The 24,698-nt window shown below is 63.5% G+C and carries 19 protein-coding genes; 10 read left to right on the forward strand and 9 right to left on the reverse strand.

The window, feature by feature from the left end; all coding sequences use genetic code 11:
• The first annotated feature begins 10 nt into the window (after window positions 1–10).
• Window positions 11–562: a peroxiredoxin gene (locus NF78_RS05035; protein ID WP_035985144.1), complete on the forward strand. Its 552-nt coding sequence runs from the start codon at window positions 11–13 to the stop codon at window positions 560–562.
• A gap of 53 nt (window positions 563–615) precedes the next feature.
• On the opposite strand, the gene NF78_RS28025 is transcribed toward NF78_RS05035, so the two are convergent.
• Complete coding sequence (locus NF78_RS28025; RefSeq protein WP_052049819.1) at window positions 616–2,679, reverse strand: diguanylate cyclase domain-containing protein; 2,064 nt, start codon at window positions 2,677–2,679, stop codon at window positions 616–618.
• A 518-nt stretch (window positions 2,680–3,197) separates the two neighbouring features.
• Between NF78_RS28025 and pstB the strand changes: the two genes are divergently transcribed.
• On the forward strand, window positions 3,198–4,001 hold the full coding sequence (pstB, locus tag NF78_RS05045; RefSeq protein ID WP_035985145.1) for a phosphate ABC transporter ATP-binding protein PstB: 804 nt from the start codon (window positions 3,198–3,200) through the stop codon (window positions 3,999–4,001).
• Window positions 4,002–4,310: 309 nt separating this feature from the next.
• On the opposite strand, the gene NF78_RS05050 is transcribed toward pstB, so the two are convergent.
• On the reverse strand, window positions 4,311–5,168 hold the full coding sequence (locus tag NF78_RS05050) for a hypothetical protein (protein WP_035985146.1): 858 nt from the start codon (window positions 5,166–5,168) through the stop codon (window positions 4,311–4,313).
• A 326-nt stretch (window positions 5,169–5,494) separates the two neighbouring features.
• Here NF78_RS05050 and NF78_RS05055 point away from each other — a divergent pair, with 326 nt between their 5' ends.
• The 3 genes from NF78_RS05055 to NF78_RS05065 all read left to right on the forward strand — a co-directional run bounded on the left by NF78_RS05055 (window position 5,495) and on the right by NF78_RS05065 (window position 8,892).
• On the forward strand, window positions 5,495–6,949 hold the full coding sequence (locus NF78_RS05055) for a BCD family MFS transporter (protein WP_035985147.1): 1,455 nt from the start codon (window positions 5,495–5,497) through the stop codon (window positions 6,947–6,949).
• Between the two features lie 99 nt (window positions 6,950–7,048).
• Window positions 7,049–7,858 (forward strand): inositol monophosphatase family protein, encoded by an 810-nt coding sequence (locus NF78_RS05060; RefSeq protein WP_035985148.1) that lies wholly within the window; start codon window positions 7,049–7,051, stop codon window positions 7,856–7,858.
• Window positions 7,859–8,079: 221 nt separating this feature from the next.
• Complete coding sequence (locus NF78_RS05065; protein ID WP_035985149.1) at window positions 8,080–8,892, forward strand: class I SAM-dependent methyltransferase; 813 nt, start codon at window positions 8,080–8,082, stop codon at window positions 8,890–8,892.
• A gap of 156 nt (window positions 8,893–9,048) precedes the next feature.
• On the opposite strand, the gene NF78_RS05070 is transcribed toward NF78_RS05065, so the two are convergent.
• Both NF78_RS05070 and NF78_RS05075 read right to left on the reverse strand, forming a co-directional pair.
• Window positions 9,049–9,678: a thylakoid membrane photosystem I accumulation factor gene (locus NF78_RS05070; RefSeq protein WP_197064764.1), complete on the reverse strand. Its 630-nt coding sequence runs from the start codon at window positions 9,676–9,678 to the stop codon at window positions 9,049–9,051.
• A 92-nt stretch (window positions 9,679–9,770) separates the two neighbouring features.
• Complete coding sequence (locus NF78_RS05075) at window positions 9,771–10,388, reverse strand: hypothetical protein (RefSeq protein WP_035985150.1); 618 nt, start codon at window positions 10,386–10,388, stop codon at window positions 9,771–9,773.
• Window positions 10,389–10,530: 142 nt separating this feature from the next.
• Between NF78_RS05075 and ychF the strand changes: the two genes are divergently transcribed.
• Window positions 10,531–11,622 carry a redox-regulated ATPase YchF gene (ychF, locus tag NF78_RS05080; RefSeq protein WP_035985151.1) on the forward strand — a complete coding sequence of 364 codons (1,092 nt, stop codon included), beginning with the start codon at window positions 10,531–10,533 and terminating at the stop codon, window positions 11,620–11,622.
• Between the two features lie 166 nt (window positions 11,623–11,788).
• Window positions 11,789–12,655, forward strand: coding sequence for a GDSL-type esterase/lipase family protein (locus NF78_RS05085; RefSeq protein ID WP_052049823.1), 867 nt, complete (start codon window positions 11,789–11,791; stop codon window positions 12,653–12,655).
• Between the two features lie 144 nt (window positions 12,656–12,799).
• Here NF78_RS05085 and NF78_RS05090 read toward each other — a convergent pair whose 3' ends face one another.
• The 3 genes from NF78_RS05090 to NF78_RS05100 all read right to left on the reverse strand — a co-directional run bounded on the left by NF78_RS05090 (window position 12,800) and on the right by NF78_RS05100 (window position 16,672).
• Window positions 12,800–14,983: a GumC family protein gene (locus NF78_RS05090; RefSeq protein WP_035985152.1), complete on the reverse strand. Its 2,184-nt coding sequence runs from the start codon at window positions 14,981–14,983 to the stop codon at window positions 12,800–12,802.
• Window positions 14,984–14,994: 11 nt separating this feature from the next.
• Complete coding sequence (locus tag NF78_RS05095) at window positions 14,995–16,122, reverse strand: polysaccharide biosynthesis/export family protein (RefSeq protein ID WP_225885231.1); 1,128 nt, start codon at window positions 16,120–16,122, stop codon at window positions 14,995–14,997.
• Between the two features lie 289 nt (window positions 16,123–16,411).
• Window positions 16,412–16,672, reverse strand: coding sequence for a DUF3146 family protein (locus NF78_RS05100; protein WP_035985153.1), 261 nt, complete (start codon window positions 16,670–16,672; stop codon window positions 16,412–16,414).
• A gap of 302 nt (window positions 16,673–16,974) precedes the next feature.
• On the opposite strand from NF78_RS05100, the gene NF78_RS05105 reads away from it, so the two are divergent.
• The 3 genes from NF78_RS05105 to NF78_RS05115 all read left to right on the forward strand — a co-directional run bounded on the left by NF78_RS05105 (window position 16,975) and on the right by NF78_RS05115 (window position 23,115).
• Window positions 16,975–17,892, forward strand: coding sequence for an NAD(+) kinase (locus NF78_RS05105; protein WP_035985154.1), 918 nt, complete (start codon window positions 16,975–16,977; stop codon window positions 17,890–17,892).
• Between the two features lie 189 nt (window positions 17,893–18,081).
• Window positions 18,082–19,047: a hormogonium polysaccharide biosynthesis glycosyltransferase HpsN gene (gene hpsN, locus NF78_RS05110; protein ID WP_035985156.1), complete on the forward strand. Its 966-nt coding sequence runs from the start codon at window positions 18,082–18,084 to the stop codon at window positions 19,045–19,047.
• A gap of 126 nt (window positions 19,048–19,173) precedes the next feature.
• Window positions 19,174–23,115 (forward strand): hypothetical protein, encoded by a 3,942-nt coding sequence (locus tag NF78_RS05115; RefSeq protein WP_035985157.1) that lies wholly within the window; start codon window positions 19,174–19,176, stop codon window positions 23,113–23,115.
• Here the strand turns inward: NF78_RS05115 and NF78_RS05120 are convergent, their stop codons facing one another.
• Both NF78_RS05120 and NF78_RS05125 read right to left on the reverse strand, forming a co-directional pair.
• Window positions 23,116–23,997: an inositol monophosphatase family protein gene (locus tag NF78_RS05120; protein WP_035985158.1), complete on the reverse strand. Its 882-nt coding sequence runs from the start codon at window positions 23,995–23,997 to the stop codon at window positions 23,116–23,118.
• 145 nt (window positions 23,998–24,142) lie between these two features.
• Complete coding sequence (locus NF78_RS05125; RefSeq protein ID WP_035985160.1) at window positions 24,143–24,688, reverse strand: type IV pilin-like G/H family protein; 546 nt, start codon at window positions 24,686–24,688, stop codon at window positions 24,143–24,145.
• Between the last annotated feature and the right edge of the window lie 10 nt (window positions 24,689–24,698).

The raw sequence follows: 24,698 nt of genomic DNA on the forward strand, positions 1-24,698 counted from the left end.
AGAACCTGCCATGACCCGCCGCCAACTTTTGCAAGCCGCCCTGGGGTTTTGCCTGGTGTGCCTGAGCTGGCTAATTGTGCCCCTACCGGCCCTGGCTCTGGGCGGGGCACAGGTTCCCCTGGGTGAACCGGCCCCGGACTTCACGCTGCCAACCAACAGCGGCGATGGAGAAATTGCTCTGGCGGACCTTCGTGGCCAGTGGGTGGTGCTCTACTTTTACCCTCGTGACTTTACCTCCGGCTGCACCATCGAGGCCCAGCGGTTTGAGCGCGATATAGCTGAGTACCAGGCCCGTAACGCTCAAATTATTGGCATCAGCGCCGACAGTGTTGAGTCCCACGCCGAGTTTTGTGACGCTGAGGGGCTAGAGTTTCCGCTGCTGTCGGACCCCAGGGGGGCGGTGAGCAAAGCCTACGGGTCGTGGCTGGGGGCGATGTCCCTGCGGCACACCTACATCATTGGCCCCGATGGCACCATGCAGGCGCGCTTTTTGGGGGTGCAGCCGGTGATCCACAGCCGGGAGGTGCTGGCCGAGTTGGACCGATTGCAGCAGGCGGCCTAGGGAGTACCATCTCCTTACTTTCGAGCTACCCCTGGCATCGTTCCTGGCCGGAATTAAATCAGGCGAATCCAGTAGCGATCGCGCCCCCTGCGCTTAGCCTGGTATAGGGCGGCATCGGCAGCGGCAATCAGGTCTTCGGGCGACTGGTCGACGGTGGGCACTACGCTGGCGATGCCAATACTGATGGTGAGGTAGTCACTGATGGGTGACTGGGGGTGGGCCAGCTTCAGATTAGCAATTTCCTGCTGCAGGGCCCTGGCCACCATTTCCGCGCCCGTGCGGCGGGTGTTGGGCAGCACCACCGCAAACTCTTCACCGCCGTAGCGGGCCAGCAGGTCGGCGGCGCGTTTAACGGCGCGGGTGGCGGCGGCGGCAATGGCAATCAGGGCTTCATCCCCTTCCTGGTGGCCCAGGCAGTCGTTGTAGGGCTTGAAGTAGTCCACATCGAACATAATCAGCGACAGGGGCTGCTGTTCGCGCACCAGCCGCTGCCACTCCTGCTCCAGGTATTCGTCAAAGCGGCGGCGGTTGGGAATCTGGGTCAGGCCGTCGAGGGTGGCCAGACGCTCTAGCTTTTCGTTGGCGCTCTTGAGCGCGGTTTCCATGCCCTTGCGATCGGTGATGTCGATGCAGTTGGTGATCACGCCGTTGACGGTGCCACTGGCGTCCTGAAAGGGGCTAATCGCCACCTGGTACCAGCGACGGGTGCCGGAGCGATCGATAATTTCTTGCTCCCCCTGGTAGGGCATCTGGGTGGCGATCACCTGCTGATGAATACGGCGCTGCTGGCTGGCCTCGAACCCAGAAATGTTGGGATTGAAGTCGGTGTCAAACTTGCCCACCATATCGCTGGGCGTGATGCCGTGCAGGGCGGCACTGGCCCGGTTGGCCATCTGCACCCGGTCGTCGCGGTCCTTGACCACTATGATGCTGGGAATGCTGTCAATGACGTTTTGTAAAAACTGTCGCTGGCGGGCAATTTCGGTTTCGGCCTGCTTGCGCTCGGTGATGTCGCGCACGATCGCCAGCACCTGGTTCGGGCCACTGCTGACAATGCGGGCCTCTTCGTAGCGCCAGCCCTGGGCGGTCTGAAAACTGTACTCGTAGATCTGGGGCTGGCCCGTCTGGAGCGCCAGGCGTATGTAGTGCATGCGTTCGGCAGCCATAGCGGCAGGCAGCACCTCGGTCATGGCTTTGCCGATCTGCTCCCGGGGCTCCGCGAGCAGATCCACCGCTCCGGCATTCATCACGTCCAGACAGATGCCATCGCCCGAAAAGCGCACCAGCAGGTCAGGAATAGCCTCTAGAATGATTCGCTGGGTGGCCTCGGCCTGGCGCAGGGCAGCCGTGCGATCGGCCACCTGGCGCTCCAGGGTCTGGCTGTAGTCGGCCAGCAGGGTTTGGGCCTGTTTGCGGGTGGTGATGTCTTGAAAGGCCGCGATCGCGTACTCCACCCGCCCCGCCTGATCAAAAATGGGGGTGGTGGCCATTTCGATCGGAATTGGGTGATTGCCGGGGCGCAACTCCAGATCGTCGGCCCAGCCAGGCTGCCCCTGTAGCGCCTGGGTAATGGGCAGATCCTCCGTGGGGTAGCGCCGCCCCGTACTGGCCCGGTAGGCAATACAGGTGTCCTCGAGGCTCAGCGACGGCACCGAGGGCATGTCCTCAAGGCAGAGCAACACCCGGGCCTGCTGACTGGCAAAGACCATGCTGCCCTCGCGATCGTACACCGCAATACCCAGGGGAATGCCATCTAAAAACTGCCGCCAGCGCCGCTCACTGCGCTGCATTTCCTGGTTGAGGTGTTCCAGCTCGGCGAAAGACTCCTGGAGCTTAGTCGCCATCGTGTTGAAAGCTCGCGCCAGCTGACCCAGTTCGTCAAGGCTTTCGACCGGCAGGGGGGTTTGCCAGTTGCCCTGGGCCGTCGCCTGAATGGCCTGGCGCAGCTGGGCAATGGGCTGAAGCACCCGGTTGACTACCGCCAGGCCTACCACCACGGAACTGCCGATCGCCACCACGCTCAGCAGCGCCACGGCCCAGTTGCCCAAATAAAAGCTCAAAAAGCCCAGCAGCCCGATCGCACAGCTAATTTGCAGGACAAATACCGCAGTCAGCACCGTGCTGAGGGAAAAAGGCCTAAGCAAACGGCTCAAGGGACGGTATAAAGGGAGTTTTGGCACTGGATTGAGTGGCAATATTAAATTCAGCAAAACACCCTACCTCTCTAGAATAAATCGCCCAGACCAGCCCGAACCAATTGCTGTGCCACCTGGGTCAGGGTCATCCCAGAACCTGGGCTATGAGCCTATCCTAAGAGCCGAGCCGGGCCACAGCCCGTGATCTCAAGCAGCCGTTTCCCTATCGCCAAAAGACCAGTCCGGTGATTTAAAGCAGCTGTGGGTGACTTTTTGGGGTTCTAGTCCGGGCTGGCAGATGGGGAAGTACCGTTTTTGGGGGGTGCAGGTGTCAGGTATTGGGGGGCAGGTATCAGGAATGATGGGATGCCTGTTGCCGTTAAGGACTAGAGCTAAAGTTCCCCCTGCCCCTTAGTCTCGCCTTAACCCTAAACTCGCCGCAGGCTGCAATAGTATGGAGTGAGTTCTTGTTCAGACTTTAGCGCGACCCTGGTGCCAAGATGTCCAACACCTATGCTCCCCCTTCCACTGACATAGCCCTCAAGGCGGAAAGCCTTCAGGTCTACTACGGGTCCAATCTAGCTGTTCGCGACGTTTATCTAGAAATTCCCCGCAACGAAATTGTGGCTTTTATTGGCCCCTCTGGCTGTGGCAAGAGCACGGTTCTGCGCTGCTTCAACCGCATGAACGATCTGATTCCCTCCTGCCGGGTCGAAGGCAAAATCAGCTTCCACGGGGAGGATATCTACTCCGACCGGGTGGATGCTGTAGAGCTGCGCCGCAAGATTGGCATGGTGTTTCAAAAGCCCAACCCCTTCCCCAAGTCAATCTACGAAAATATTGCCTGGGGTGCCCGCATCAATGGCTTCAGGGGCGATATGGACGAGCTGGTAGAGACCTCCCTCCGCAAGGCGGCCCTGTGGGATGAGGTCAAAGATAAGCTCAAGCAGAGTGGCCTCTCGCTGTCAGGGGGGCAGCAGCAGCGCCTCTGCATTGCCCGGGCGATCGCCGTTCAGCCCGACGTGGTTCTGATGGACGAACCCTGCTCGGCCCTCGACCCGATCTCGACCATCAAGATCGAGGAAACCATGAAGCAGCTGAAGGAAGACTACACAATTATCATTGTGACCCACAACATGCAGCAGGCCTCGCGGGTGTCTGACCGCACCGCCTTCTACAATGCTGAACCCACACCCAAAGGCGGCAAGGTGGGCTACCTGGTCGAGTTTGATCGCACCGAAACCATCTTCAACTCCCCCCGCGAACAGTTCACCCGCGACTACGTCTCGGGCCGTTTCGGTTAGGGTCAATCCCCAGGAGCCCTGCCTCCAGCGCCCAGCCCGCTCTTCCTCAGCTGGCGCTGGCATGCTCCAAAGCAAGGTCTTACACTCGACAGCCCAGGCCCAGCCTGGGTTATTTTTTGCCCGTCAAAAGGGCAGGGTTTCAGGCTCAAGGATCAGCCTGAAACCCCTTTCCCAAACACACTAAAGCTACCTGGCGGGCCGTTGACCTGGTGCTTGATGCCATCAGTCAGCCCATCATTCCGGATGCCCGACACCCAACACCCGACACCTGACACCCCCAAAAGGTAGCTCCCCGCCTGCCGGGCGGTCCTAGCTAGTCTGCCCTGAGTTAGCCTCAAAACAGTGGCCTTCGCCTGCATGGCCCAGTTCAACCAGGCTCGACTCCAGGCGCGCGAAGTCCTCCGGCGATAACTCCGATTGCAGCAGGGCCATATCGGCTTCAACGCGGCCATCGGTGGCGAGGGCCGCCAGGGGGTCAAAGCCAAAGGCCGACTGGTTGAGGGGGTCGTCGGCAGGTCTAGACCCTTCGCCAAACAGGTGATCGAGGTGCAGGGTCGCTTCCAGGGAGGCCTCGTCGCCGGCGGTTAAGATGCCCCGGCGCTCGTCGCCGATGAACTCGCCGCAGTAGTAGTTCAGCTCTTGTTCGAGGTTGAGCACAAAATCAATGGTTTCGCCATCGCGCTCGGCGGTGCCGATGATAACGATGCTGTAGCCCTCACCGGGACCGTCGGTGGCCGGGGTGATGTAGTAGGAAATGGCGTTGTAGTGGCCCTCGGGGACATCACTCTGGGCGTCTAGAAACACCGTCGGGTCGTCTTCGTTGCCCGTCACCAGGTCGACGGACTGGGGGGCGAAGCTGACCTCAGCCACCGGGTTTTCAATTGGGCTGAGCGACGTGTAGTCGTAGGGTGGCTCAGTCTGGAAGGCCCGCAGCTCAGAAAAGTTGACGTAGAGGTGATCAAAGCTCAGTTCCCAGCCGTCGCCGGAGGTAAATCCGGCCTGAGGCCGCTCTTCGGCATTGGCAAACATCTCCAGGGTGCCCCCTTCGGCGGTGGCCTCGGGGGCGGCAGTATCTTCAGTCACCGTGGTTTGCGGGGGCGTGTCGCAGGCCAGCACTAGCAGGGGCAGGGCCATAGCGAGGGCTGTCCGCAGTATTGAATTTTTCATGGGTTTTGGAAATAGGGGCCAACATAACAACGACAGTCAGGCACTTGGGTCATAGGGGCAGAACGCCAAACATGCCTACCGGCCTTTCAGAAAACCACGGGGGAGAACTGTTTTTCAATCCCAATGGGGGGGAGGGGGATAGTCTAGGGCGAGGTTTGGTCTAATGCGGTGTTGGGCCACCGAACAGGTCGTCTGCCGACCTCCCGGCGGCAATCCGTTGGCGATCGAGGGCTGCAACAATCGGTTGGGAAGGCCTGTACTCCAGCAATTTCTGCGGTGTTTGGGTCTAAGGTAGTACTATCCTCTGACGCATTTTCCATTGACCTATGACGAGCCCAGATATCTCACCCTCGGCTGCGGAGGCCTCGGCTAAGCCCAGTCTCGGCATTCCTACCATGCTGCGCCTGGGGGTGTTTAACATGGGCCTGGGGATTATGTCGCTGCTCACCCTGGGGGTGCTCAATCGGATCATGATTGAGGAACTCCAGGTGCCAGCCCTGATCGCGGCGGGCACGATTGCGGTGCACCAGTTTATGGCCCCGGCGCGGGTGTGGTTTGGCCAGATGTCTGACTCCAGGCCGCTGCTGGGCTACCACCGCAGCGGCTACATCTGGATCGGCATCACCACTGTGGCGATTACCTCTTTTGTGGCGGTGCAGGTGGTGTGGCGGCTGGGAGAGGCGATGGCGGCCTCTGGCTGGGGGCCAGCGGTGTACCCCTGGGTGGGGCTGCTGGCGCTGCTGTTTGCGGTCTACGGCCTGGCCCTGAGTGCCACTTCGACCCCCTTTACGGCCCTGCTGGTGGATGTGTCGGATGAAGACTCGCGATCGCGCCTGGTGGGCATCGGCTGGGCCATGCTGATGGTGGGCATTATCACCGGGGTAATTATTGTCTCGATTGTGCTGCGGCCCATCGACCTCGATGCGCCGATCGAGCAGGTGCAGCGATCGGTGAACCGGTTGTTTGTGGTGGCCCCGGCGGTGGTAATTGCCCTGTCGATCTTTAGCACCCTGGGCATTGAGCGCAAGTACTCGCGGCGATCGCAGCGCTCCATGGTGGCGGGCCGCGAAGACAACATCACTCTGCCCCAGGCCCTGGGCATTCTCACCGCCAGCCGCCAGACCCGGCTGTTCTTTGGTTTTTTGCTGGTGCTCAGCCTCAGCCTGTTCATGCAGGATGCCATTCTCGAACCCTACGGCGGCGAGGTGTTTGGCATGACCATTGCCGAAACCACCCAGCTCAACGCCGCCTTTGGCCTGGGCACGCTGCTGGGCATCATCGTCACCGGCATGCTGGTGGTGCCCCGCATCGGCAAAAAGCGCACCGTCACCATCGGCTGCGGCTGGGCGGCGATCAGCCTGCTGGGCATCACCCTCTCGGGGCTGACCGGGGCACCGCCCGTGCTGCTGGGGGCGGTGTTTTGCTTTGGCATTGCCTCGGGGGTGCTCACCCTGGGGGCGATCGTGCTGATGCTGGACCTGACCGTGGCGGAGACAGCGGGCACGTTTATTGGGGCCTGGGGGCTGGCCCAGGCGATCGCCCGGGGCGGCGCAACGGTGATGGGGGGCGGCGTTCTCGATCTGGGCCGGGGCATGCTGGGCCTGTTTCACAGCGGCGAGGTGCCCCCATCCCAGGCGTTTATGGCCTACGGGCTGGTGTTTATGCTACAAGCAGTGGGCATGGTGGTGGCGGTGGTGCTGCTGCGCCGAGTCAACATTCAGGAATTTCAGGCCAATGCCAGGGCGGCGATCACGGCGGCGTTGGAAAGCGATATGGATTAGGGGTCTGGTACGGTAAAGATGACGGCTTAGTGGGATTTTGGGTTTTGGGTTTCGGGTTTCGGGTTTACGGCTGACCTGAAACCGTCTTTGAGGACTGAGATGCAGAGCTTTTGGAACGAGGTACTGGCCTTTGCCGAGGCCACCACGGCCACCGTGGGCGAACGGCTGATGGCGGAATTTGGCCAGGTGCAGGCCGATCTGAAGGCGGATGGAAGTTTGGTGACAAGGTGCGATCGCTGGTCTGACGACACCCTGCGGGCCGCTATCCGTGAGGCCTTCCCCGACCACGGCGTGCTCAGCGAAGAGGTGGAGCACATCTTCCCCGCCGCCGACTGGTGCTGGATCATCGACCCCATCGATGGCACCACCAACTTCACCCGAGGCATTCCGGTGTGGGGCATTTCCCTGGGGTTGCTGTACCGGGGCACGCCGGTATTTGGCTACGTGGCGATGCCGCCCCTGGGGCAGTCTTTCTACGGCTACTGGCCGGGGGCAAGTGGGCTGGATATGCCCAGTGGTGCCTTCTGCAACGGTCGGCCTATCCACACCAGCCAGGCGGCCCCCGACAAGACCCAGTTCTTCAGCCTCTGCGCCCGCAGCACGGCGGTGCTGGAAAAGCCCTTTCCCTGCAAAATTCGCATGCTGGGCTCCGCCGCCTACAACCTGCTGCTGGTGGGGGCGGGCTGGGCGGTGGGGGCCGTGGAGGCGACGCCCAAGATCTGGGACGTGGCGGCGGTGTGGGCGATTGTGCAGGCCGCCGGGGCCACCTGGGTGCCCCTGGACGATACCGCCCCCTTTCCCCTGGCGGTGGGCCAGGACTACAGCCGCCGCCCCTACCCCACCCTGGCCGTGGCCCAGGCAAAGCTAACGGAAACCTTTCGACCCCTGGTGGAGGTCGTGGTTCGGTGAGGCGGTGAATGCGGCTAGTGATCCGCCGCCGTGGAACTGAGCGGGTTGCAGGTACCGCAGCAGCAAGGTGCCTAGGGGCCGAGAGGGTCGCCAGTTCAATTTCTTTCAAGACAGGCCAGGGCCAGGGGTGCTATGGTCTTCCCGACAGCGGATCGACTCAGCGGAGCGATGTGGGCCGTGCTGGGGGCAGCCTGTCGCGCCGTTGAGCGAGGAGAAAACCGATGAGCGCTGGGATTGACTACCAGACAATTACGGCTCACCAGCAGGAGACCTGGGCCACGGGCAACTTCCACGAGATTGCCCGCCAGAATACGTCCATGGCGATCGCTCTCTGCGAGGCGGTGGACCCCCATCCCTGCGATCGCGGCCTGGATGTGGCCTGCGGCAGCGGCACCGCCGCCCTGGTCGCCGCCCGCCGCTACTGCGAGATGACCGGCATTGACTACGTGCCCGCCCTGATCGAGCGGGCTAGGCAGCGGGCCGCCGCCGAGGGGTTTGAGATCGACTTTGACCTTGCCGATGCCCAGGCGCTGCCCTTTGCCGAGGCCAGCTTCGACTTTGTGCTGTCGGTGTATGGGGTACAGTTTGCCCCCGACCAGGAGCAGGCCGCCCGAGAACTGCTGCGGGTCTGTCGCCCCGGGGGCAAAATTGGCCTTGCCTCTCCCATGCCCCAGGGCTGGAGCTTTGACTTTTTCAGCGCCCTGGCCCGGTATCGGCCCCCGCCCCCCGGCCTCAGCTCGCCCCTGCGCTGGGGTACCGAGCAGGGCCTGGAGGCGCTGCTGGGGGAGGGCTGCCATGCCATCGCCAGCGAACAGCGCACCTCGGTGCTGTATTTCCGGTCGGTAGACCACGCCACCGAGGTGTTTTTGACCTACTTTGGACCTGCCATTCGCGCCTCCCAGGGCTCAGCCACGGCGGCGCAGGAACACCTGCGCGACGACCTGCGGGCGGTGTTTAGCCGCTACAACCGGGCCACGGACGGAACCGCCGCGATGGAAAACCAGTTTTTGCTGACGATGGCTTACAGGGAATGACGGGGGTAAGTTCCCTGCTGGTTACGCTCCGCGCCACCCAGCCTACGAAAACCCTAGTGTTTAGCTTCCTCGCGATGCATTGCTGCGCGTTAGCAGGGCCTCAACTTAACGTTATGCACCGTACGACAGCCTAATTAGTAGCATTGTTGACACGCTCTACGACTCGGGTACCAGTTCGGTATTCACCTCGTTGATGGGGCGACGGCGCAGTTCGACCGACTCGCTGCGGGGCAGCAGGTCAAACATTTCGCGCATCACGTCATCGATCGCCTCGTAGGAGACAATCCCGACCTCGTTAAACATCAGGTCGCCCTGGGCGTTGAATACCAGGGTTTGGGGCACGGCATTGCGGAAGTAGTAGCCCGGTTCGTTGGGCTCGTAGCTGGCCTTGACCGGAATCGCGTCGGCCATGACCGGGACAAAGTTGGCCACTCGCCCGTAGGGGGCCTGGAGCTGGGAAATCACCGACGAAAATTTCTTGCAGTCGCTGCTGTCATCGACGTAGATTACCGCGATCGCGGGTTTTCCGTACCTGAGCGACTGCTCCAGGCTCACCTTGGGGGGCACCAGCGACCCATTGCCCGCGTAGAGGGCAAAGATGTTGCCGTCGTAGTTGTCGTCGGTGAGCCCCGCCAGGGCGGTGGGCTGCCCCCCCAGGCTCAGCCACAGCGTCAGGCTGAGGAAGACCACCCCAAGCCACCCGCCCAGGCGCACCCTGGAAGTAAATAGACGAGAGGTTGGCAGAGGGATGGTCGGGAAAAGCAGGGTTGAAAGCCAGCGCAGCATGGCGGTAACGTCCTTGGTCGAGAGTCTGGAGTGGGGCCTGCCCTTGGGTAGCCACCCACCCCAGACTCTATTAGGCCACAGAATGGCCATGCTTACTGCTGGGCGGCACGAAATTCCTGGATTACCGATCGCATGGCGTCGGCGTTAGCCATCCGCAGGTCGTCGGGGGTCCACACCACCACCTGGTAGTATTCTTCGCCCATTTCAACGGTGGTGTGCAGGTAGGCCACCGGGCGCTGGGACACGTCGCCGCGCACCTCGTACTGCACCGCTGGAAAGCCGCTGACGCGATCGACTCCGGTGCGGGCCTGGTTGGCAATCACCTGGTTAAAGCCCCCCTTGAGAATTTGCAGGTAGTTGCTGGCCTGCTCCTCCAGGTTGCCGGGGCTAACGGCGGCCCGACTTTCGCCCAGCACCACCAAAAACAGGTTCTGGTCAGGATTGTAGGCCTCCAGTTCGGCGTTGGGGTGCAGGGTGCCGGTTGGGGCGGCCTGCCAGCCGTTTTGCAGGCGCAGGCGCACGGGCTTCATGCGGCTGACCAGCATGTCGCCCCGAAAGCCGCGATCGACAAACTGATTGCCCATGTCGCCGTTGTTGCGGGGCGATCGCGACAGCCCCAGGGTATTGCAGCCGGTGAGCCCCAGCACCGCCACCACTGCCACCACCGCCAGGGCGCTGCCTTGCCACCCCTTCGATCCCTTGTTAGCCATAGCGCCACCCTTCCGCTCAATCCACCGATGCCGTTTAGCTTCAAGGGTATAGCAACCCCTCCGCAATGGTCGCATCCTCTCCTATGCTAGATAGGTATTTGCCGCTAGCGGCAAATACCTGATCTAAATCTAGAGTTACCCCATGTTACGAGCTGGCATTGTTGGGCTTCCCAACGTTGGCAAATCAACCCTGTTCAACGCCGTGGTGGCCAACGCCAAGGCCCAGGCCGCCAACTTCCCCTTTTGCACCATCGAACCCAACGTCGGGGTGGTGGCGGTGCCCGATGGCCGCCTCCAGGTACTGGCCGATCTCTCCAGCTCCGCTGAGGTGGTACCGGCTCGGGTCGAGTTTGTCGACATTGCGGGCCTGGTGCAGGGGGCCAGCCAGGGCGAGGGGCTGGGCAACCAGTTTTTGGCCAACATTCGCGAAGTCGATGCGATCGTCCACGTGGTGCGCTGCTTCGATGACGACGACATCATCCACGTCTCCGGGTCGGTCGATCCGGCGCGGGACATCGAGGTGATCAACCTGGAGCTGGCCCTGGCCGACCTGGCCCAGCTGGAGCGCCGGGTCGACCGGGTTCGCAAGCTGGCCCGCGCCGACAAAGAGGCCCAGGCCGAGCTGGCAATCCTCGAAAAAATTCTGCCGGTGCTCAACGAGGGCAAGACCGCCCGCCAGGTGGAGCTAGACGAGGAGGCCGAGGCGATCATCAAGCCCCTGGGGCTGCTTACCCGAAAGCCCGTCATCTACGCCACCAATGTCTCTGAGGACGACCTGGCCAGCGGCAACCCCTGGGTCGATCAGGTGCGCGCCCTGGCGGCGGCAGAGGACGCTCAGGTGGTGGTAATTTCAGCCCAGGTGGAGTCGGAGCTGGTGGAGCTAGACGACGCCGAGCGCAAAGATTTTCTCGAAGCCCTGGGGGTAGAGGAGGGCGGCCTCAAGACCCTGATTCGCGCCACCTACGAGCTGCTGGGCCTGCGGACCTACTTCACCACCGGCCCGAAGGAAACCCGCGCCTGGACCATCAAGGCGGGCATGGTGGCCCCCCAGGCCGCCGGGGTGATTCACACCGACTTTGAGCGGGGCTTTATTCGGGCCGAAACCGTGGCCTATAACGACCTGGTGGCGGCGGGTTCGATGGCTACGGCCAAGGACAAGGGCCAGGTGCGCAGCGAAGGTAAAGAATACGTGGTGCAGGAGGGCGATGTGATGCTGTTTCGGTTTAACGTGTAGCCTGTGGGAAATCGCTGGGGCGATCGCGCCGGCAGCATCGGCCAGGCGCATCGTCACAGTATGCAAACAACCTCGCTGTAATAGTGGTTCCTTGGGGAAAATCTATCTACAATTTGACCCATCAGGAGCACAGCGTTCCTCGCTCCAGGTTTGTAGGACTACCGCCGTGGCATCACCGCTTCAAACCCATCCTCGGCTGCGCTCAGCGCTGCACCAGCTGCAGGGGGTACCGCCCTGGGCACTGCTGTCGCTGGTGATGAACGGGCTGCTGTTTATTACCATCGTGGTCATGCTGCGGCAGCTGGGCCAGGGTGGCGATGCGGTGCTGTCCCAGGCCAACGCCTTTGCCGCCGATCCCTACGTCCCGGTGGCCCCGTTTGAGCCCAGCCTGGGACCACGCCACAACCTCGACTACGAGCAGTGGGTGGCGCTGCTGGCGGCGGAGGCGGAGGCGGTGGTAGCCATCGATGCGCCGCGACAAAACATACTGCTGGGGGACTCACTGACCCTCTGGTTTCCGGCCAACATGCTGCCAGGCCGCAAAACCTGGATCAACCAGGCGATTTCGGGCGAAAGCTCGGGGGGGCTGCGCGATCGCCTCTACCTGCTCGACCAGACCGATCCCGAAGCCCTGTTCATCATGGTGGGCATCAACGACTTGATCTGGGGCGGTTCGGAGGCAGACCTGGTCTACAACGTGCGCCGGATGATCAACTACCTGCGCCAGACCCACCCCCAGGCGCGGGTGGTGGTGCAGTCAATTTTGCCCCACGGCGGCGAGGCAGCCACCTGGGAGGGGCGCGATCGCCTGCTGACCATTCCACCCGATCAAATTCGTACCGTCAACAGCCAGCTTAAGGCCGTCGCCATTGAAACCGGCGTCGATTTTCTCGATCTGTACCCGCTGTTTGTCAACGGCGACGGCTACCTGCGGGCCGACCTCACCACCGATGGGCTGCACCTTAACCAGAACGGCTACATGGTGTGGCGCACAGCCCTAGCCCTAATCAACGAAACCGAGTTTCAACCCTAGACGCCAAGGGCGCGGCTCTGCCTACGCAGCTGCACCCCCCACCGGGTCACAACCCGATCGCTTGTGTCAGCCGCGCTGCACCGTCAGGGCATCGGGGGTAGTCGAGCGGGGTGTGGTATCAGAGGTCAATCCAATGACAGCACCCTAAAAGTCGATGGAGCGAATCAGCGGCGGTGCCTGAGGGATGGGTGCAGCGCCCGGAGCCGTGGTTGCCAGAGAGGCAGCGGCGCTGTCGGCGGCGTTGACGATCGCCCCCAGCACCGGCAAAGCTTCGTTTTCCAGCAGCTGTTCTAGCAGCGCCTCCAGCACCGCTTTGTCGGTGACGCCGGGGCGGGTGACCAGCAGCAGGCCGTCGCTGACGCTGCCCAGCAGCAGGGCATCGTTGCTGCGGCCCAGGGGCGGCGCGTCGATCAGCACCAAGTCAAAGCGGGAGCGGGCATCGGCCAAAAACTGCCCCATTTCGCTCGATTCCAGGACCGCTGCCGGGTGGGGCTGGGGGCCGGGGCTGGGGGCCAGGTAGAGGTTTTCGACCCAGGGGGCCAGCTGAATGGGTTCCTGGTAGCGGCCCGCGTAGTAGTGCAGTGGTTCGGCGATCGCCTCTGGGTTGGCGGTCACCCCCAGCCGCTGGCCGCAGGAGGGCTGGCGCAGGTCGGCCTCGACCACCAGGGTGCGGCGACCGGCCCGGGCGGCGGCGATGGCCAAATTAAAGGCGGTGGTGGTTTTGCCCTCGCCCGTCCGGCTGCTGACCACCAGCACCACCCGGGGGGGCGCAGCCGCTTCCGACAGGCTGCCCGCCCGCCGCAGGCTGCTGCGCAGGCGCTCGTAGATCTCCAGGTCGGGGGTGTGGGGCTGGTAGAGCACGGGCCAACCCTGGGCCGAGGTGGCCGCCAGGGCGGGCACCAGCCCCAGCACCGGCACATCCTGGTCGGCCAGAATGCCCTGGAGGTCTTCGGCGGTGCGGGCGGTGCTGTCGAGCAGGTCGAGCAGAAAGGCGACGGCCCCGGCGGCGACAATGCCCAGCAGCCCGCCCACGGCCATCACGGCGACGGGGTTGGGGGGGGCCTCCACCTGGGCCACCACGGTGGGCGGCTCGGCCACGGTCAGGCTGCTGACGGTCTCGGCCTCGGCGGCTTCGGCATCGATGCGCTTGGCCTGAATCTGGTCGTAGAGGGCCTGGTTGAGGGCGACCCGCTGGGCCAGGCGATCGCGCTCCAGCTGCTTGTTGGGCAGGCTGGCGTACTGCTGGCGCAGCTGCCCGTCGGCCTGGCTGAGCGCCTGCTGCTGGCTGTCCAGAGCCGCCCGCTCAGCACTCAGGGTGACCAGCTGGTTGGCCAGGGCGGCGCGGGCCGGATCGAGGGTGCTGTTTTGGCGCACTTCGCTGACGCTGGGCAGCGCCGCCAGGTCCTGGCCGCCCACCACCTCCTGGGCGCGCTCCGCCAACAGTCGGCTATAGGCGCTCAGGTTCTGGCGCAGATCCTGCATGGTGGGGTGGGAGTCGCGCAGGGTGGGGGACAGCAGCTGGAGCTGGGTCTCGGTCTCTAAGATCTGCGATCGCAGCTGGGCAATGATCGGATCTGCGCTCAGGGCCGAGGCCGTAAAAGCCTGCCCCGGCGACAGCCCCAGCCGCTGCTCCAGGCTTTGAATCTGGGAGTCCAGCCCGGCCAGGGCAATCTGGTTCTGGCGCTGCTGCTGCTGCCCCCCAGAGATGGCCCCCAACAAACTGCCGTCGAGGGCCGCCTGAATCGCTGGCCCCTCGGTGCGATCGTAGGCCTCCAGGGCCTGCTCGGCGGCCCGCAGGTCGGCCTCCACCGCCGGCAGCCGTTCGTCTAAGGCGGTGACGATGGCCCGCAGCCGCGCCCGGTTGGTCACCCGGCTGAGTTCGACCATCGCCTCAAACATCAGGCTGAGGGCCAGCTGGGTCTGCTCCTCCTCGGGCCCGCGCAGGACCACCGTCACCCGCTGCACCTGGGCGTCGTCGCCCTCCACCCCCTCCAGCCGGACCGTGGCGCGATCGCGCAGGGTCTCCGGTGCCAGGGGCATGCCCCGCCGCTCCAGCTCCTGGGACACCTGCTGGAGCAAGACATCGGCCAGCAAAAACTGCTCCGAGATAATGCCCTGGCCCCGCTGCTGCACCTCGGTGCCGGTGGTGGTCAGGGCCACCACCGGGGCATTTTGCACCAGCACCCCCTCGGCCCGGTACTGGGGGGGCGGGGGCGGCTGCATTGCCACCACCGACGAAATCCCCAGCACCCCCAGCAGCGTCGCCAGGCTGGGCCACTTGTAGCGATCGAGGGCCAGCAGATAGCGCTTGATAAACGGAGAAACCATCGTCGTTTTCCCTAGGGCCTAAATAACGAATCCGCCGCGTTGGTCAGCGAGTCGAAAAAGAGCAAAAAGCCCAGCACATCGCGAAAGGGTTGGGTAAAGGTGTTCAGGGCGTAGCTCACCCGCGCCAGCAGGTTGCGATCGACCACCAGAATGTCGTTTTCCTGGAGCGGAATGTTCTGGCTCAAGTCGCCGCTGACCGCCGCCGCCGCATCCACCACAATCGTGTCGGCGGTGCCGGTTTCGGGGTTAAACCGCAGCACCGCAATCCGGTTGTAGGCAGCCACATCGGGGTTGACCCCCGCCACCGCCAGAGCGTCCAAAAAGCGGCTGCCGTTGCGCAGGTTGATCGCACCGAAGCGCGCCTCCAGCCCCCTGGCCCCCGAGGCGCGGTTGAGCACCCGCACGGTGATTTCGGGCCGGGCCAGGGTAGAGGTGGCCACCAGGTCGCGATCGTAGCTCTCCGCGTCCTCCGGGGCCAGGCGGGGCACGGTGATCACATCGCCGTCCTGGAGCTGCACCTGGGGAATGGGTTGCCCCTGCCGCAGCGGGGTAAACAGATCGACCCGGCGCGACAGCTGTGAGCCGTCCACCAGGGGGCGATCGACCTGCACCAGGCGCAGGTCGGCCAGGGTGGTAGCTCCCCCCGCCGTCAGCAGCGCCACCGACAGCTGGGGCGATTGCAGCGGGTACAGCCCAGGGCGCGGCACCTCCCCCACCACGGTGACTTCCACCGGGCGCTGGGCGGTCAAAATCAGCGACACATCCGGGTTGACCACGTACTGATCGTAGACCCGGTACAGCGTATCGCGGGCCTGGTTGAGGGTCAGCCCGCTGAGGTTGAGGGTGCCCGCCAGGGGCACCACCACATTGCCCTGAATATCGAGGGTGGCCGGAAAACTCAGATCGGGAAACCGCTGGACCCCCACAAAAATACTGTCCCCCGGACCCAGGCGGTAGCTGTCAAACCCGGCCAGGGGGTCCGGGGTATCGGCTTCCAGTGGCAGAGGGCCGGGCCGGGGCAGGGCGGGAGGCGGGGTCTGGGGCGTTGTCAGGGGCAGGGTATCCTGGGCCCAGGCCATGGCTGGCCAGAGCCCGGCGACGCAAAGGACCAGCCCCAGCCGACGAGCGGTGCTTCCCATCCAGACCCAGCCCAGGCCGCGATTCCCGCAGGGATACTCGTTCCGAGTCGGTTCCCGTACGCTTCGCGCATCGTCCCAGCCAGCCCCCCAGTCAGCATTTAAACCACTCAAAACCATAGCCTCAGCGGCAGGTGTTTCCTGCTCCAGGTAACCCACCCATATTGCCCCATTTTTCCGGCAACGGGACAGATCCGGCAATGGGACAGAGCCACCGAGATTGCGAAAAACTTAGCAATCTGAAAATCTCAGGTAGGCGTGGGTCAGCCACCGGCCTGGTTAGGACAATCCGTCACAGCTTGGCCCGAATGGTGAACGAGTAATCGCCGCCGGGTTCGAGCTGGTAGTCACAGCGCTCCAGGAACCGGCTGAGGGGTTCACAGATCAGCGCCCGCCCCAGGGAGGGTTCCACCCGCAGCTGGCCCTGGCGAAAGCGCCACTGGAACTGCCACTCGTAGGTGCTGGCCCGCACCTCTCCTTCGATGCGGCCCTGACTCCACGACTGGTGGGTAATGCGAACGTAGGCGGTGGTTTCAGAGGGGCGACGGGTCACAGCGGTAGGCAACACACAATGGACGGTGGGCAAGAGGGAGTCGGAAATGGCCCTCACAGGTAAGATAACCGTAGCCTAGGCCTTGGTCTACCCGAAAGTTGTGGGCAGCGATACGCCCCAGGGGGCGAAATGCCGGGGTGAACGGGGCAATTTCGAGGCGGTGCTGTTTAACCCTAGACGAAAAAACGGTAGCCTAGGGAGAAGGTAAACTCCGATCCCCAGCGGCGTGTTCGGCATCCTGTCGGGTGTAGGGCACGTTTTGTTTACCGCATTTTCACCGATTGTAAGGTTGGACCCTGCCTGTGCCCAAGGTTGGCATTATCTATAACGACGTTAAGCCCGTGGCCTGTCAGGCCGCTCTCGAATGGGAGGAAAAGCTGGCCCGCCTGGGTTATACCGTCAGCTTGGCCACCGGCATGGGCGGCATTTTGGGCTACTCCCAGCCCGATCGCCCCGTTTGCCACACGCCCCTCGACAGTCTAGTACCGCCCCACTTTGACGCGGACATGAGCTTTGCGGTGGTGCTGGGGGGCGACGGCACGGTGCTGTCGGCCTTTCGTCAGCTGGCTCCCATCGGCGTACCGCTGCTGACGGTGAACACGGGCCACATGGGCTTTTTGACCGAGGCCTATATGAATCAGCTACCCCAGGCGATGGATCAGGTGCTGGCGGGCGACTACGAAGTTGAAGAGCGGGGCATGCTGGCGGTGCGGCTGCTGCACGGCTCTGACCTGGTGTGGGAAGCGCTCTGCCTGAATGAAATGGTGCTCCACCGGGAGCCACTCACCAGCATGTGCCACTTTGAGGTGGCGATCGGCTGCCACGCCCCGGTCGATATTGCCGCCGACGGCATTATTGTGTCTACGCCGACGGGCTCTACGGCCTATTCGCTGTCGGCGGGGGGGCCAGTGATTGCTCCGGGGGTCTCGGTGACCCAGCTAATTCCCATCTGCCCCCACTCCCTGGCCTCGCGGGGGCTGGTGTTCCCCGATCGCGAGCAGGTCACCATCCACTCCGCCAACCCCGACAAGCTGGTGCTAATCGTAGACGGCAACGCCGGCTGCTACGTCATGCCCAAAGACCGGGTCAGCACCTGCCGTGCCCCCTATCCGGCCCGGTTTATTCGCCTCCGGTCGCCGGAGTTCTTCACCGTACTGCGGGAGAAGCTGGGCTGGGGACTGCCCCACATTGCCAAGCCGACCTCGGTGGAGCTGCCCTAGGGGTTTGGGGGTGGATGGGTGGATGAGTCCCTGTAGGGTGGGCAGTGCCCACCATTGGGGAGAAAGGTTTTCAGAAGTCACTTTAATTCTGTGGTGGTCGTGGCTAAAGTCCTACCAACCAGGCAAGTTGTAGCTTAGTCGTTATCCCTCGGTGGGCATACTGCTGTCAGCCCTTCACCCCCGATCGCCATGGATTGGCCCACCATTGCCGTGATTGTTCCCACCTACCAGCGGGAGGCGGTGCTGTGTGACACCGTTGCCAGCGTACTGGCCCAGGACTACCCGGCCTACCAGGTGATTGTGGTGGACCAGACCCAGACGCATGAGGCTGAGACGCAGCGCCAGCTGGAGGCCTGGGCGGAGGCTGGCAAGATTACCCGGTACTCGGTGCCCTGGGCCAGCCTGCCAGCGGCGCGAAACCTGGGCATCGAGCGATCGCGCTCCGACATCGTTCTGTTCATCGACGATGACGTGGTACTGCCCCCCGGCTACCTCTACGCCCACGCCCGCACCTTTCTGGAACGGCCCGAGGTGGGGGCGGTGGCGGGGCGGGTGTTCGACCGCATGAAGCTGGCGGAGCAGAAAGAGCTCAAAATTGACTACCTGCCGCCCGAGGCGATGGACCCCGGTGTGGCCTGGTACCACCTGGACCTGGTGCATACCACCCAGCCCCAGCGGGTGCTGACGGCGCGGGGCTGCAATATGTCCTTTCGGCGCGAGCTGTTTGACAAGCACGGGCTGCGGTTTGACGAGCGTTTTTACGGCAGCGCGGTGCGCGAAGAGTCTGACTTTTGCCTGCACATTCGCGCCACGGGCTACATCATCTGGTACAACCCCGAGGCCCATCTGGTGCACCTGGGGGAGGAGACCGGCGGCTGCCACGACATCAGCACGCGATCGCTCAATTACCAGATGAACTTTTACCACAACCACTTTTTGCTGGCCCTCAAAAACCTCACCCTGGGGCAAAACCTGCGCCTCTACGCTCGCCTGTTCGACTGCCACGTACTGGGGCATCCGCCCTGCAACAAGGACGGCCACCCGCTCAAGGTGCTCAGTCGGGGGCTATTTTTTGTGGCGGGGTGGCTTTACACCGTCTATACCCTGCTCACGACGCTGGGCCAGCGCGGGCGCATTTACCCTCATGTAGAGTAGACCCATTTGATGCAGCCGCTGCGGCCTGAGCCTGCCCTGACCCCACGAAGTTAAGAATCTCAGACGCACGAATCGGCCAGCTCTGCCAGCGACCATAATTCTAAAAACCGTCTCTGAAGGCAGACCATGGCTGACGATCGCGACCCCACGATTCGATTACAGCTAGATCTGTCGCCCGAACAGCCGGGGCTGCTCGAAGGGCTAGATACCTGGTTGCGCCTGGGATTGCTAACTGACCAGCAGGTGCGCGATCTCGCGCTGACCCATCTCAGCTCAGATCTGCCACCCGTGCCAAATCCGGCGGTCGCGCCAGCCCCGGGCCTGGCCGATGCGATCAATCCCTTTGAAAACCCGGCTGACGCTGCGATCGCGGGCCAGGCCCCAATCACTGACTTTGCCCCCGCTGAACCAGCCCCGCGCCGTCAAAGGTCGGGCCCCTCGCGCCCCCCCTCGCGCCCTGAGCGGGGCCGAACGACCACTCCGCCACGGCCCAGTACGCCCTCTCCTACGGCACTGTGGCTCAGCCGTTTGATGAGCGAGCTGAGCGTGGTGTGGCTGCTGGGGCTGGGGGTGTTTCTAGTAGTACTGTCGTCGGCGGTGCTGGCGGCCACCCAGTGGGAGCGGTTTGGGGCGATTGGCCAGTATTTAGTTCTGCTGACCTACACGCTGGTGTTTTGGGCGGTGGGACGGTGGTGTGGCCGCCGCCCCAATTTGCAGCTCACCGCCAAAACCCTGCAAATGATCACTCTGCTGCTGGTGCCGCTGAACTTTTGGGCCCTGGATGGGCTGGGGGTGTGGCGCGGGGGTGGAATGCTGGTGGGGGCAATCGCCCTCATCCTCCTCACCCTGGCCGCGCTCCAGGTGCTGCGCCAGCAGAGCAGCACCGCCGTGGAGCAGGTCAATGCCCTGGGGCTGGCCTACCTGCACCTTGGCTGGGCCTGGGGAGCTGTGCCCATCCCGGCGGTGTATGCCGGGGTCTTGGGCAGTGCCGCCGCTACGGTCTACGATCAGCGACGGCGGGGGCTGGCCCCAGGACTGCGCTGGCCCACCATTGCCATCACCACAGCCCTGGGGCTGCTGCTGGCGCGGGGGCTGACGGCTGTGGGAGCAGAGCAGCTGGGCCAGTTTGGGCTGGCCTTTGGGCTTTACGGCGCCACCTGGGTGTGGCTGGGCCAGCGGCGACTGGTGCCAAAACCACGCCCCGCAGAAACCCCAGAGGAGCCTGACGCCCTAGCTGCCGGGGGCGATCGCCCCACCCGGTGGGGCATTGCCGGGGGGCGGGGGCTGCTGTGGTGGGGCTGGCTGCTGGCAATCGCCGACTGGCCCCTCCAGGCGATCGGCATCAGCTTGCTGGGGCTGGCCCTGCGGATTCAGGCTCTGGGTAAGCTGGGCCAGCGGCGCGACTTGCTAATTGCCTACGGCATTGCGGTCCAGCTGGCTTTCGTTGGCTGGGAACGGCTGCCCCCGGCCCTGCGACAGACCCTGACATCTCCCCTGGCAAGCTGGGCCAGAACTGGGGAAAACCCGTGGACCTTGCTGGGCATTTCGCTGTTTCCCTACGTGGTGGGCATGGTGCTGGTGGCAGACGGCTACCAGCGGCGACGACAGCCCCAGTTAAGCCGCTTTAGCGACGGCATTGCCTTCGGCAGCAACGCAATGTTGACCCTGATCAGTCTGGCCAGTGGGCCGGTGCTGGTGGTCAACCTGATCGCCTCTACCGTCACGGCCCTGGTGGTGGCCCTGCGGCGATCGCCAACTCGCTGGCGTATTGTCGCCGCCTACGGCCTGGGGGTGGTGAGTACCCTGGTAGCCATCGGTAACGCCTGGCCGGGGCTACCCCTCCAAGGCTGGCTGATGGTCATTGTCGGGCTGGCAACGGTGGCGCTGCTGCTCAGTAGAGCGCTGCCCGGGCTGTGGGGCAGCAGCGCCTGGCTCTACGGCGTGGGGCTGTCGGCGATGACCTACGCCCTGCTGTGGGGACACCTGGTTGACAACGGTTTTGGCTCTGAGCGGAGCTGGGTGGGGCTGGTGATTCCGGTGGGGCTGGCGCTGATTGGCCGCCACCCCGCCAGCGTACTGACGACGGGCCTCGCCCTGCCCTTTAGCCTGGGCTTACCCTGGACGCGCCTGGTGGGGCTGGGTACGGCCACCCTGCTCACCGGGGCCAACAGCACTGTCTACCGGCGACCTGGGGTGGCGTTTTTGGCGGTGGCCTTTGCCCTGGGCTGGATCTACAGCAGTCTGGAGGACTGGCTGCCAGGCTTCCCCCGTCATCTGGCCGACTGGGGATTGGTCACCGTCGGGCTGACCGCCGGGCTGTGGGGAATCTGGCGCTGGCTCGCTCTTCCAAACACGGCCCCCAAACGGGCTAGCCCGACAGCGGCGGCGGACGATGCGCCTGCTCTAACAACGCTGTACCGGCTGGCCTGCGATCGCTGGGGCCACCTCCTCGCCGTCAGCGTGCTGGTCCTGTCCACGGTGGCCATTGCCCTCTACTACCTGGACCTGCGCCAGCCTAGGCCTCTCATCATCGTGGTCCTCGTCGCCTTCCTGGTGGCCCTGGGGCTGCGCTACTGGGGAACTCTGCGTTCCCTGACGGTCTATCTGGCGGGCTGGGGGGTAGAACTGCTGGTGGCGGGGCTGCTGGTCTTCCATCACCCGACTCCGGTCGCCCTGGCGCTGCCAACTCTGGGCCTGGGGGCGATCGCCCTGGGCCTGGCCGCCACCACCGGGCGATCGCGCCACACCCTGGCCGCCCCCCTCCATACCCTGACGCTCACCTACGCCGGGTTGGCCCTGGCCCTGCGAGCCTACACGGCGACGGCCTGGACGGGCTGGCTGGTGGTGGCCGCCGCCCTGCTCACCCTGGAGGTGGGGCGACGTACCCAGGCTCCCCTGGCGCGGTGGCTGGCGCTGGCGCTACTGTCCGTGGGCTGGTACGAACTGGTGATTTACCAGATGCTCCAGGGCGCGGGCGGCGAAGCAGCGGATGCGCTGCTGGTGCTGGCCGGAGTAGCGACGCTGATCATGGTCGTGTACCGATTGGCGGCAGGGCAGCTCGATCGCACCCTGGGCCTACCCCAGACAGAGCTAATCTGGGCCGCGCACCTGCACTGGCTGATCGGCAGCCTGTTGATGCTAGGCGGCGGCATTGGCATGGGCTTTGGCCAGGCAACGCTGGGGTGGCTGGGGCTGGGAATCGCAGCCATGCTCCTCCTCTACGCCCTCAGTCAGGGGCGATTGGGGACGGCTGCATCAGCTCAGCACGCCTGGGTCTATGCTGGGCTGGTCGAGCTGGTGGGCTGGTTTGCCCTGGGGCGATCGCTCTTGCCCGCCCTGAGTGTCCTCGACAACTGGTGGGGCGTGGTGGCCTGTGCCGTAGCCGTGCCGGTGTACTGGCTGCCCTGGGCCACCTGGGGCTGGCCCCAGCGCCCCTGGCGGGCGATGGCGGTGGGGGTCCCCCTGGCGATCGCGCTCCTGACCGGCGGGTTCGACCACATTCCCACCCTCTGGGTGCTGGCGGGGTTTTACGGCTGGCTGGCCTGGCACAGCGGCAAAATCCAGATTTCCTACCTGTCCGCTGTTTGTATCATCTGGGCCAGCTGGGTCTGGCTCACCGCCCGTGCCATCGACGACGCCCTGGCCTGGGTGCTGCCCCTGGGGCTGGCGCTGCTCTACATTGCCCAGGTGGACCCAACCCTGGCGCTGCCGCCCCAGAAAGAGCAGCGCCACTGGCTGCGGCTGATCGCCCTGGCCCTGGTTCTGTTTACCGCCCTGGTGGTTGAACGGTGGGCGGGGCTGCCCGTGGGCTCGGTGGCGTTAGTGGCGATCGCCGCTGGGTTGCTGCTGCGGATGCGCGCCCCGCTGTACGTGGGCACACTGGTCTTTGCCCTCAACGCCCTCAACCAACTGGTGCTGCTCAATGCCGCCTTCCCCTTCGTCAAGTGGGTGGTAGGTATCGTCGTTGGCATTGCCCTGATCTGGGTTGCCGCCGATGTCGAGCGTCGCCGCGACCAGTGGCTTCAGCTCACCCAGACCTGGAGCCAGGATCTGGACGGCTGGCAGTAGCTAAGATCCCACTACCCCCGCCGCTGCCACCGCCTCCAGCAAGTCTCGGTGGATCGACGCCGTTGCCCCAATCACCATGCCAGGGCGCAGATAGTCGGTGCAGGTGTGCAGCGGCGGCGGCAACTCGCCCGCGAAGGTGGTGACGATGTAGCCCATCTCCTGAGCCATAAAGGCCAGGGCCGCGCCGTCGATAAACTGACCTCGGGCCAGCACCGCCCCACACAGATCCCCGCTCAGCAGCCCATTGAAATTAGGAATTTGCGCCTCGGGAGAGTAGTCGGTTTTGGTGTGGATGACCCGGTAGCGATCGCTGATGTGCGGCACCACCGCCCCCATTTGCCAGCCCAGACATACCGCCGGACTGGGGCTCTCAACCTTAATGCGACGACAGTTCTCCAGAGATTCCTCCAGGCTGCCCTGAAAAGTGCCCTCCCCCCGCAGGCTGTAGTAGTAGAGGTTTTGGCTGGGGGTAATGGCGATCGCCGCCTCGTACTCATCGGCATTGAGAATGCCCAGAATTATCTGGTAGTTGGAATGCCCGTCCAGGTAAAACTGAGTGCCGTCGATGGGGTCGAGGGTGATCAGGTAGTCGCCCGCTGGCCCCAGATCGATCGCTCGAAAGTACTTGGTGTTGTAAGTCTGGGCGTACTCCTCCCCATAGAAACGCACCTGGGGAAAGAGCCCCAGCAGCACCACCTCCATCATGGTTTGAATCGACAGGTCGGCGTCGCTGAGGGCGGAGGCAAAAAAATTATCGCCCTTGCCGTCTTTGTCGGGCTGAGCCACAATCTGGGCCTGAATTTGCTGGGCGTAGGCCCCAGCGGTTTTGAGATAGGGCAGCAGAGCCGCCAGAATTTGACGCGGGGTAGTGGAGGGCAGCATAGGGACCGGGTTGAGCAAGAGCACTCCTACTGTACGCCACTACCCTCACTCGAATAAGAAGCACTATAAAAAAGGGGCCGCTAATTACTCATTAGCGGCCCCTTATTGATGATTCAAAAAAGTAGGTTAAGCGTTAGCTAACAACCTACATTTTCTTCCAGTTAGCGGCACAAACGGGGTTGTTTTGGCTAGCAGTAGCGCTAAAGCCAGTCACAGCACCAGCATCAGCAGCAGTATTTGCAGCATTCGATTCACACATGATGGCGATGGTAGTGGCTTCTACCGTTGCGCTACCGGAAGATAGCTGAGTAGCGCCGACATAGCTCTTCAGAGCGGTGTCAATTCTATCAGCAAAAGCCAGAGCGCCAAAGGCACCGGATTGGCCAGCAGGAATGGAGTAGTTGTAGTAGGTGGTAACGGAAGGAATACCAATGGCCAGTTCTACGAAACCAGGGGCGAAAGTGGGGTTCTCCAGGCGGTAGGCTTGCTGACCGCGGTTCATAGAACCAACGTAGGTTTTAGCTTCCGACTGACGGGCTTTGTTGGCCTGGTTGAGGAAAGAAGGCAGAGCGATAGCCGCCAGAATACCGATGATGATGATAACAACCAGCAGTTCAATCAGGGTGAAGCCGCCTTCTTCTTTTTTGGCGATCAGGTGCTTCAGCAGGTTGGCTTTGAGAGATGCTTTCATAGGTGTATGT

It is taken from the genome of Leptolyngbya sp. KIOST-1, assembly GCF_000763385.1.
Classification (GTDB): Bacteria; Cyanobacteriota; Cyanobacteriia; order Phormidesmidales; family Phormidesmidaceae; genus Nodosilinea.

Excerpts from the sequence above, each read along its gene's own strand:
- NF78_RS05035 (WP_035985144.1), top strand. The coding sequence starts at position 11 with ATGACCCGCCGCCAACTTTTGCAAGCCGCCCTGGGGTTTTGCCTGGTG.
- pstB (WP_035985145.1), top strand. The coding sequence starts at position 3,198 with ATGTCCAACACCTATGCTCCCCCTTCCACTGACATAGCCCTCAAGGCG.
- NF78_RS05050 (WP_035985146.1), bottom strand. The coding sequence starts at position 5,168 with ATGAAAAATTCAATACTGCGGACAGCCCTCGCTATGGCCCTGCCCCTG.
- NF78_RS05055 (WP_035985147.1), top strand. The coding sequence starts at position 5,495 with ATGACGAGCCCAGATATCTCACCCTCGGCTGCGGAGGCCTCGGCTAAG.
- NF78_RS05060 (WP_035985148.1), top strand. The coding sequence starts at position 7,049 with ATGCAGAGCTTTTGGAACGAGGTACTGGCCTTTGCCGAGGCCACCACG.
- NF78_RS05065 (WP_035985149.1), top strand. The coding sequence starts at position 8,080 with ATGAGCGCTGGGATTGACTACCAGACAATTACGGCTCACCAGCAGGAG.
- NF78_RS05070 (WP_197064764.1), bottom strand. The coding sequence starts at position 9,678 with ATGCTGCGCTGGCTTTCAACCCTGCTTTTCCCGACCATCCCTCTGCCA.
- NF78_RS05075 (WP_035985150.1), bottom strand. The coding sequence starts at position 10,388 with ATGGCTAACAAGGGATCGAAGGGGTGGCAAGGCAGCGCCCTGGCGGTG.
- ychF (WP_035985151.1), top strand. The coding sequence starts at position 10,531 with ATGTTACGAGCTGGCATTGTTGGGCTTCCCAACGTTGGCAAATCAACC.
- NF78_RS05090 (WP_035985152.1), bottom strand. The coding sequence starts at position 14,983 with ATGGTTTCTCCGTTTATCAAGCGCTATCTGCTGGCCCTCGATCGCTAC.
- NF78_RS05095 (WP_225885231.1), bottom strand. The coding sequence starts at position 16,122 with ATGGGAAGCACCGCTCGTCGGCTGGGGCTGGTCCTTTGCGTCGCCGGG.
- hpsN (WP_035985156.1), top strand. The coding sequence starts at position 18,082 with ATGGATTGGCCCACCATTGCCGTGATTGTTCCCACCTACCAGCGGGAG.
- NF78_RS05115 (WP_035985157.1), top strand. The coding sequence starts at position 19,174 with ATGGCTGACGATCGCGACCCCACGATTCGATTACAGCTAGATCTGTCG.
- NF78_RS05120 (WP_035985158.1), bottom strand. The coding sequence starts at position 23,997 with ATGCTGCCCTCCACTACCCCGCGTCAAATTCTGGCGGCTCTGCTGCCC.
- NF78_RS05125 (WP_035985160.1), bottom strand. The coding sequence starts at position 24,688 with ATGAAAGCATCTCTCAAAGCCAACCTGCTGAAGCACCTGATCGCCAAA.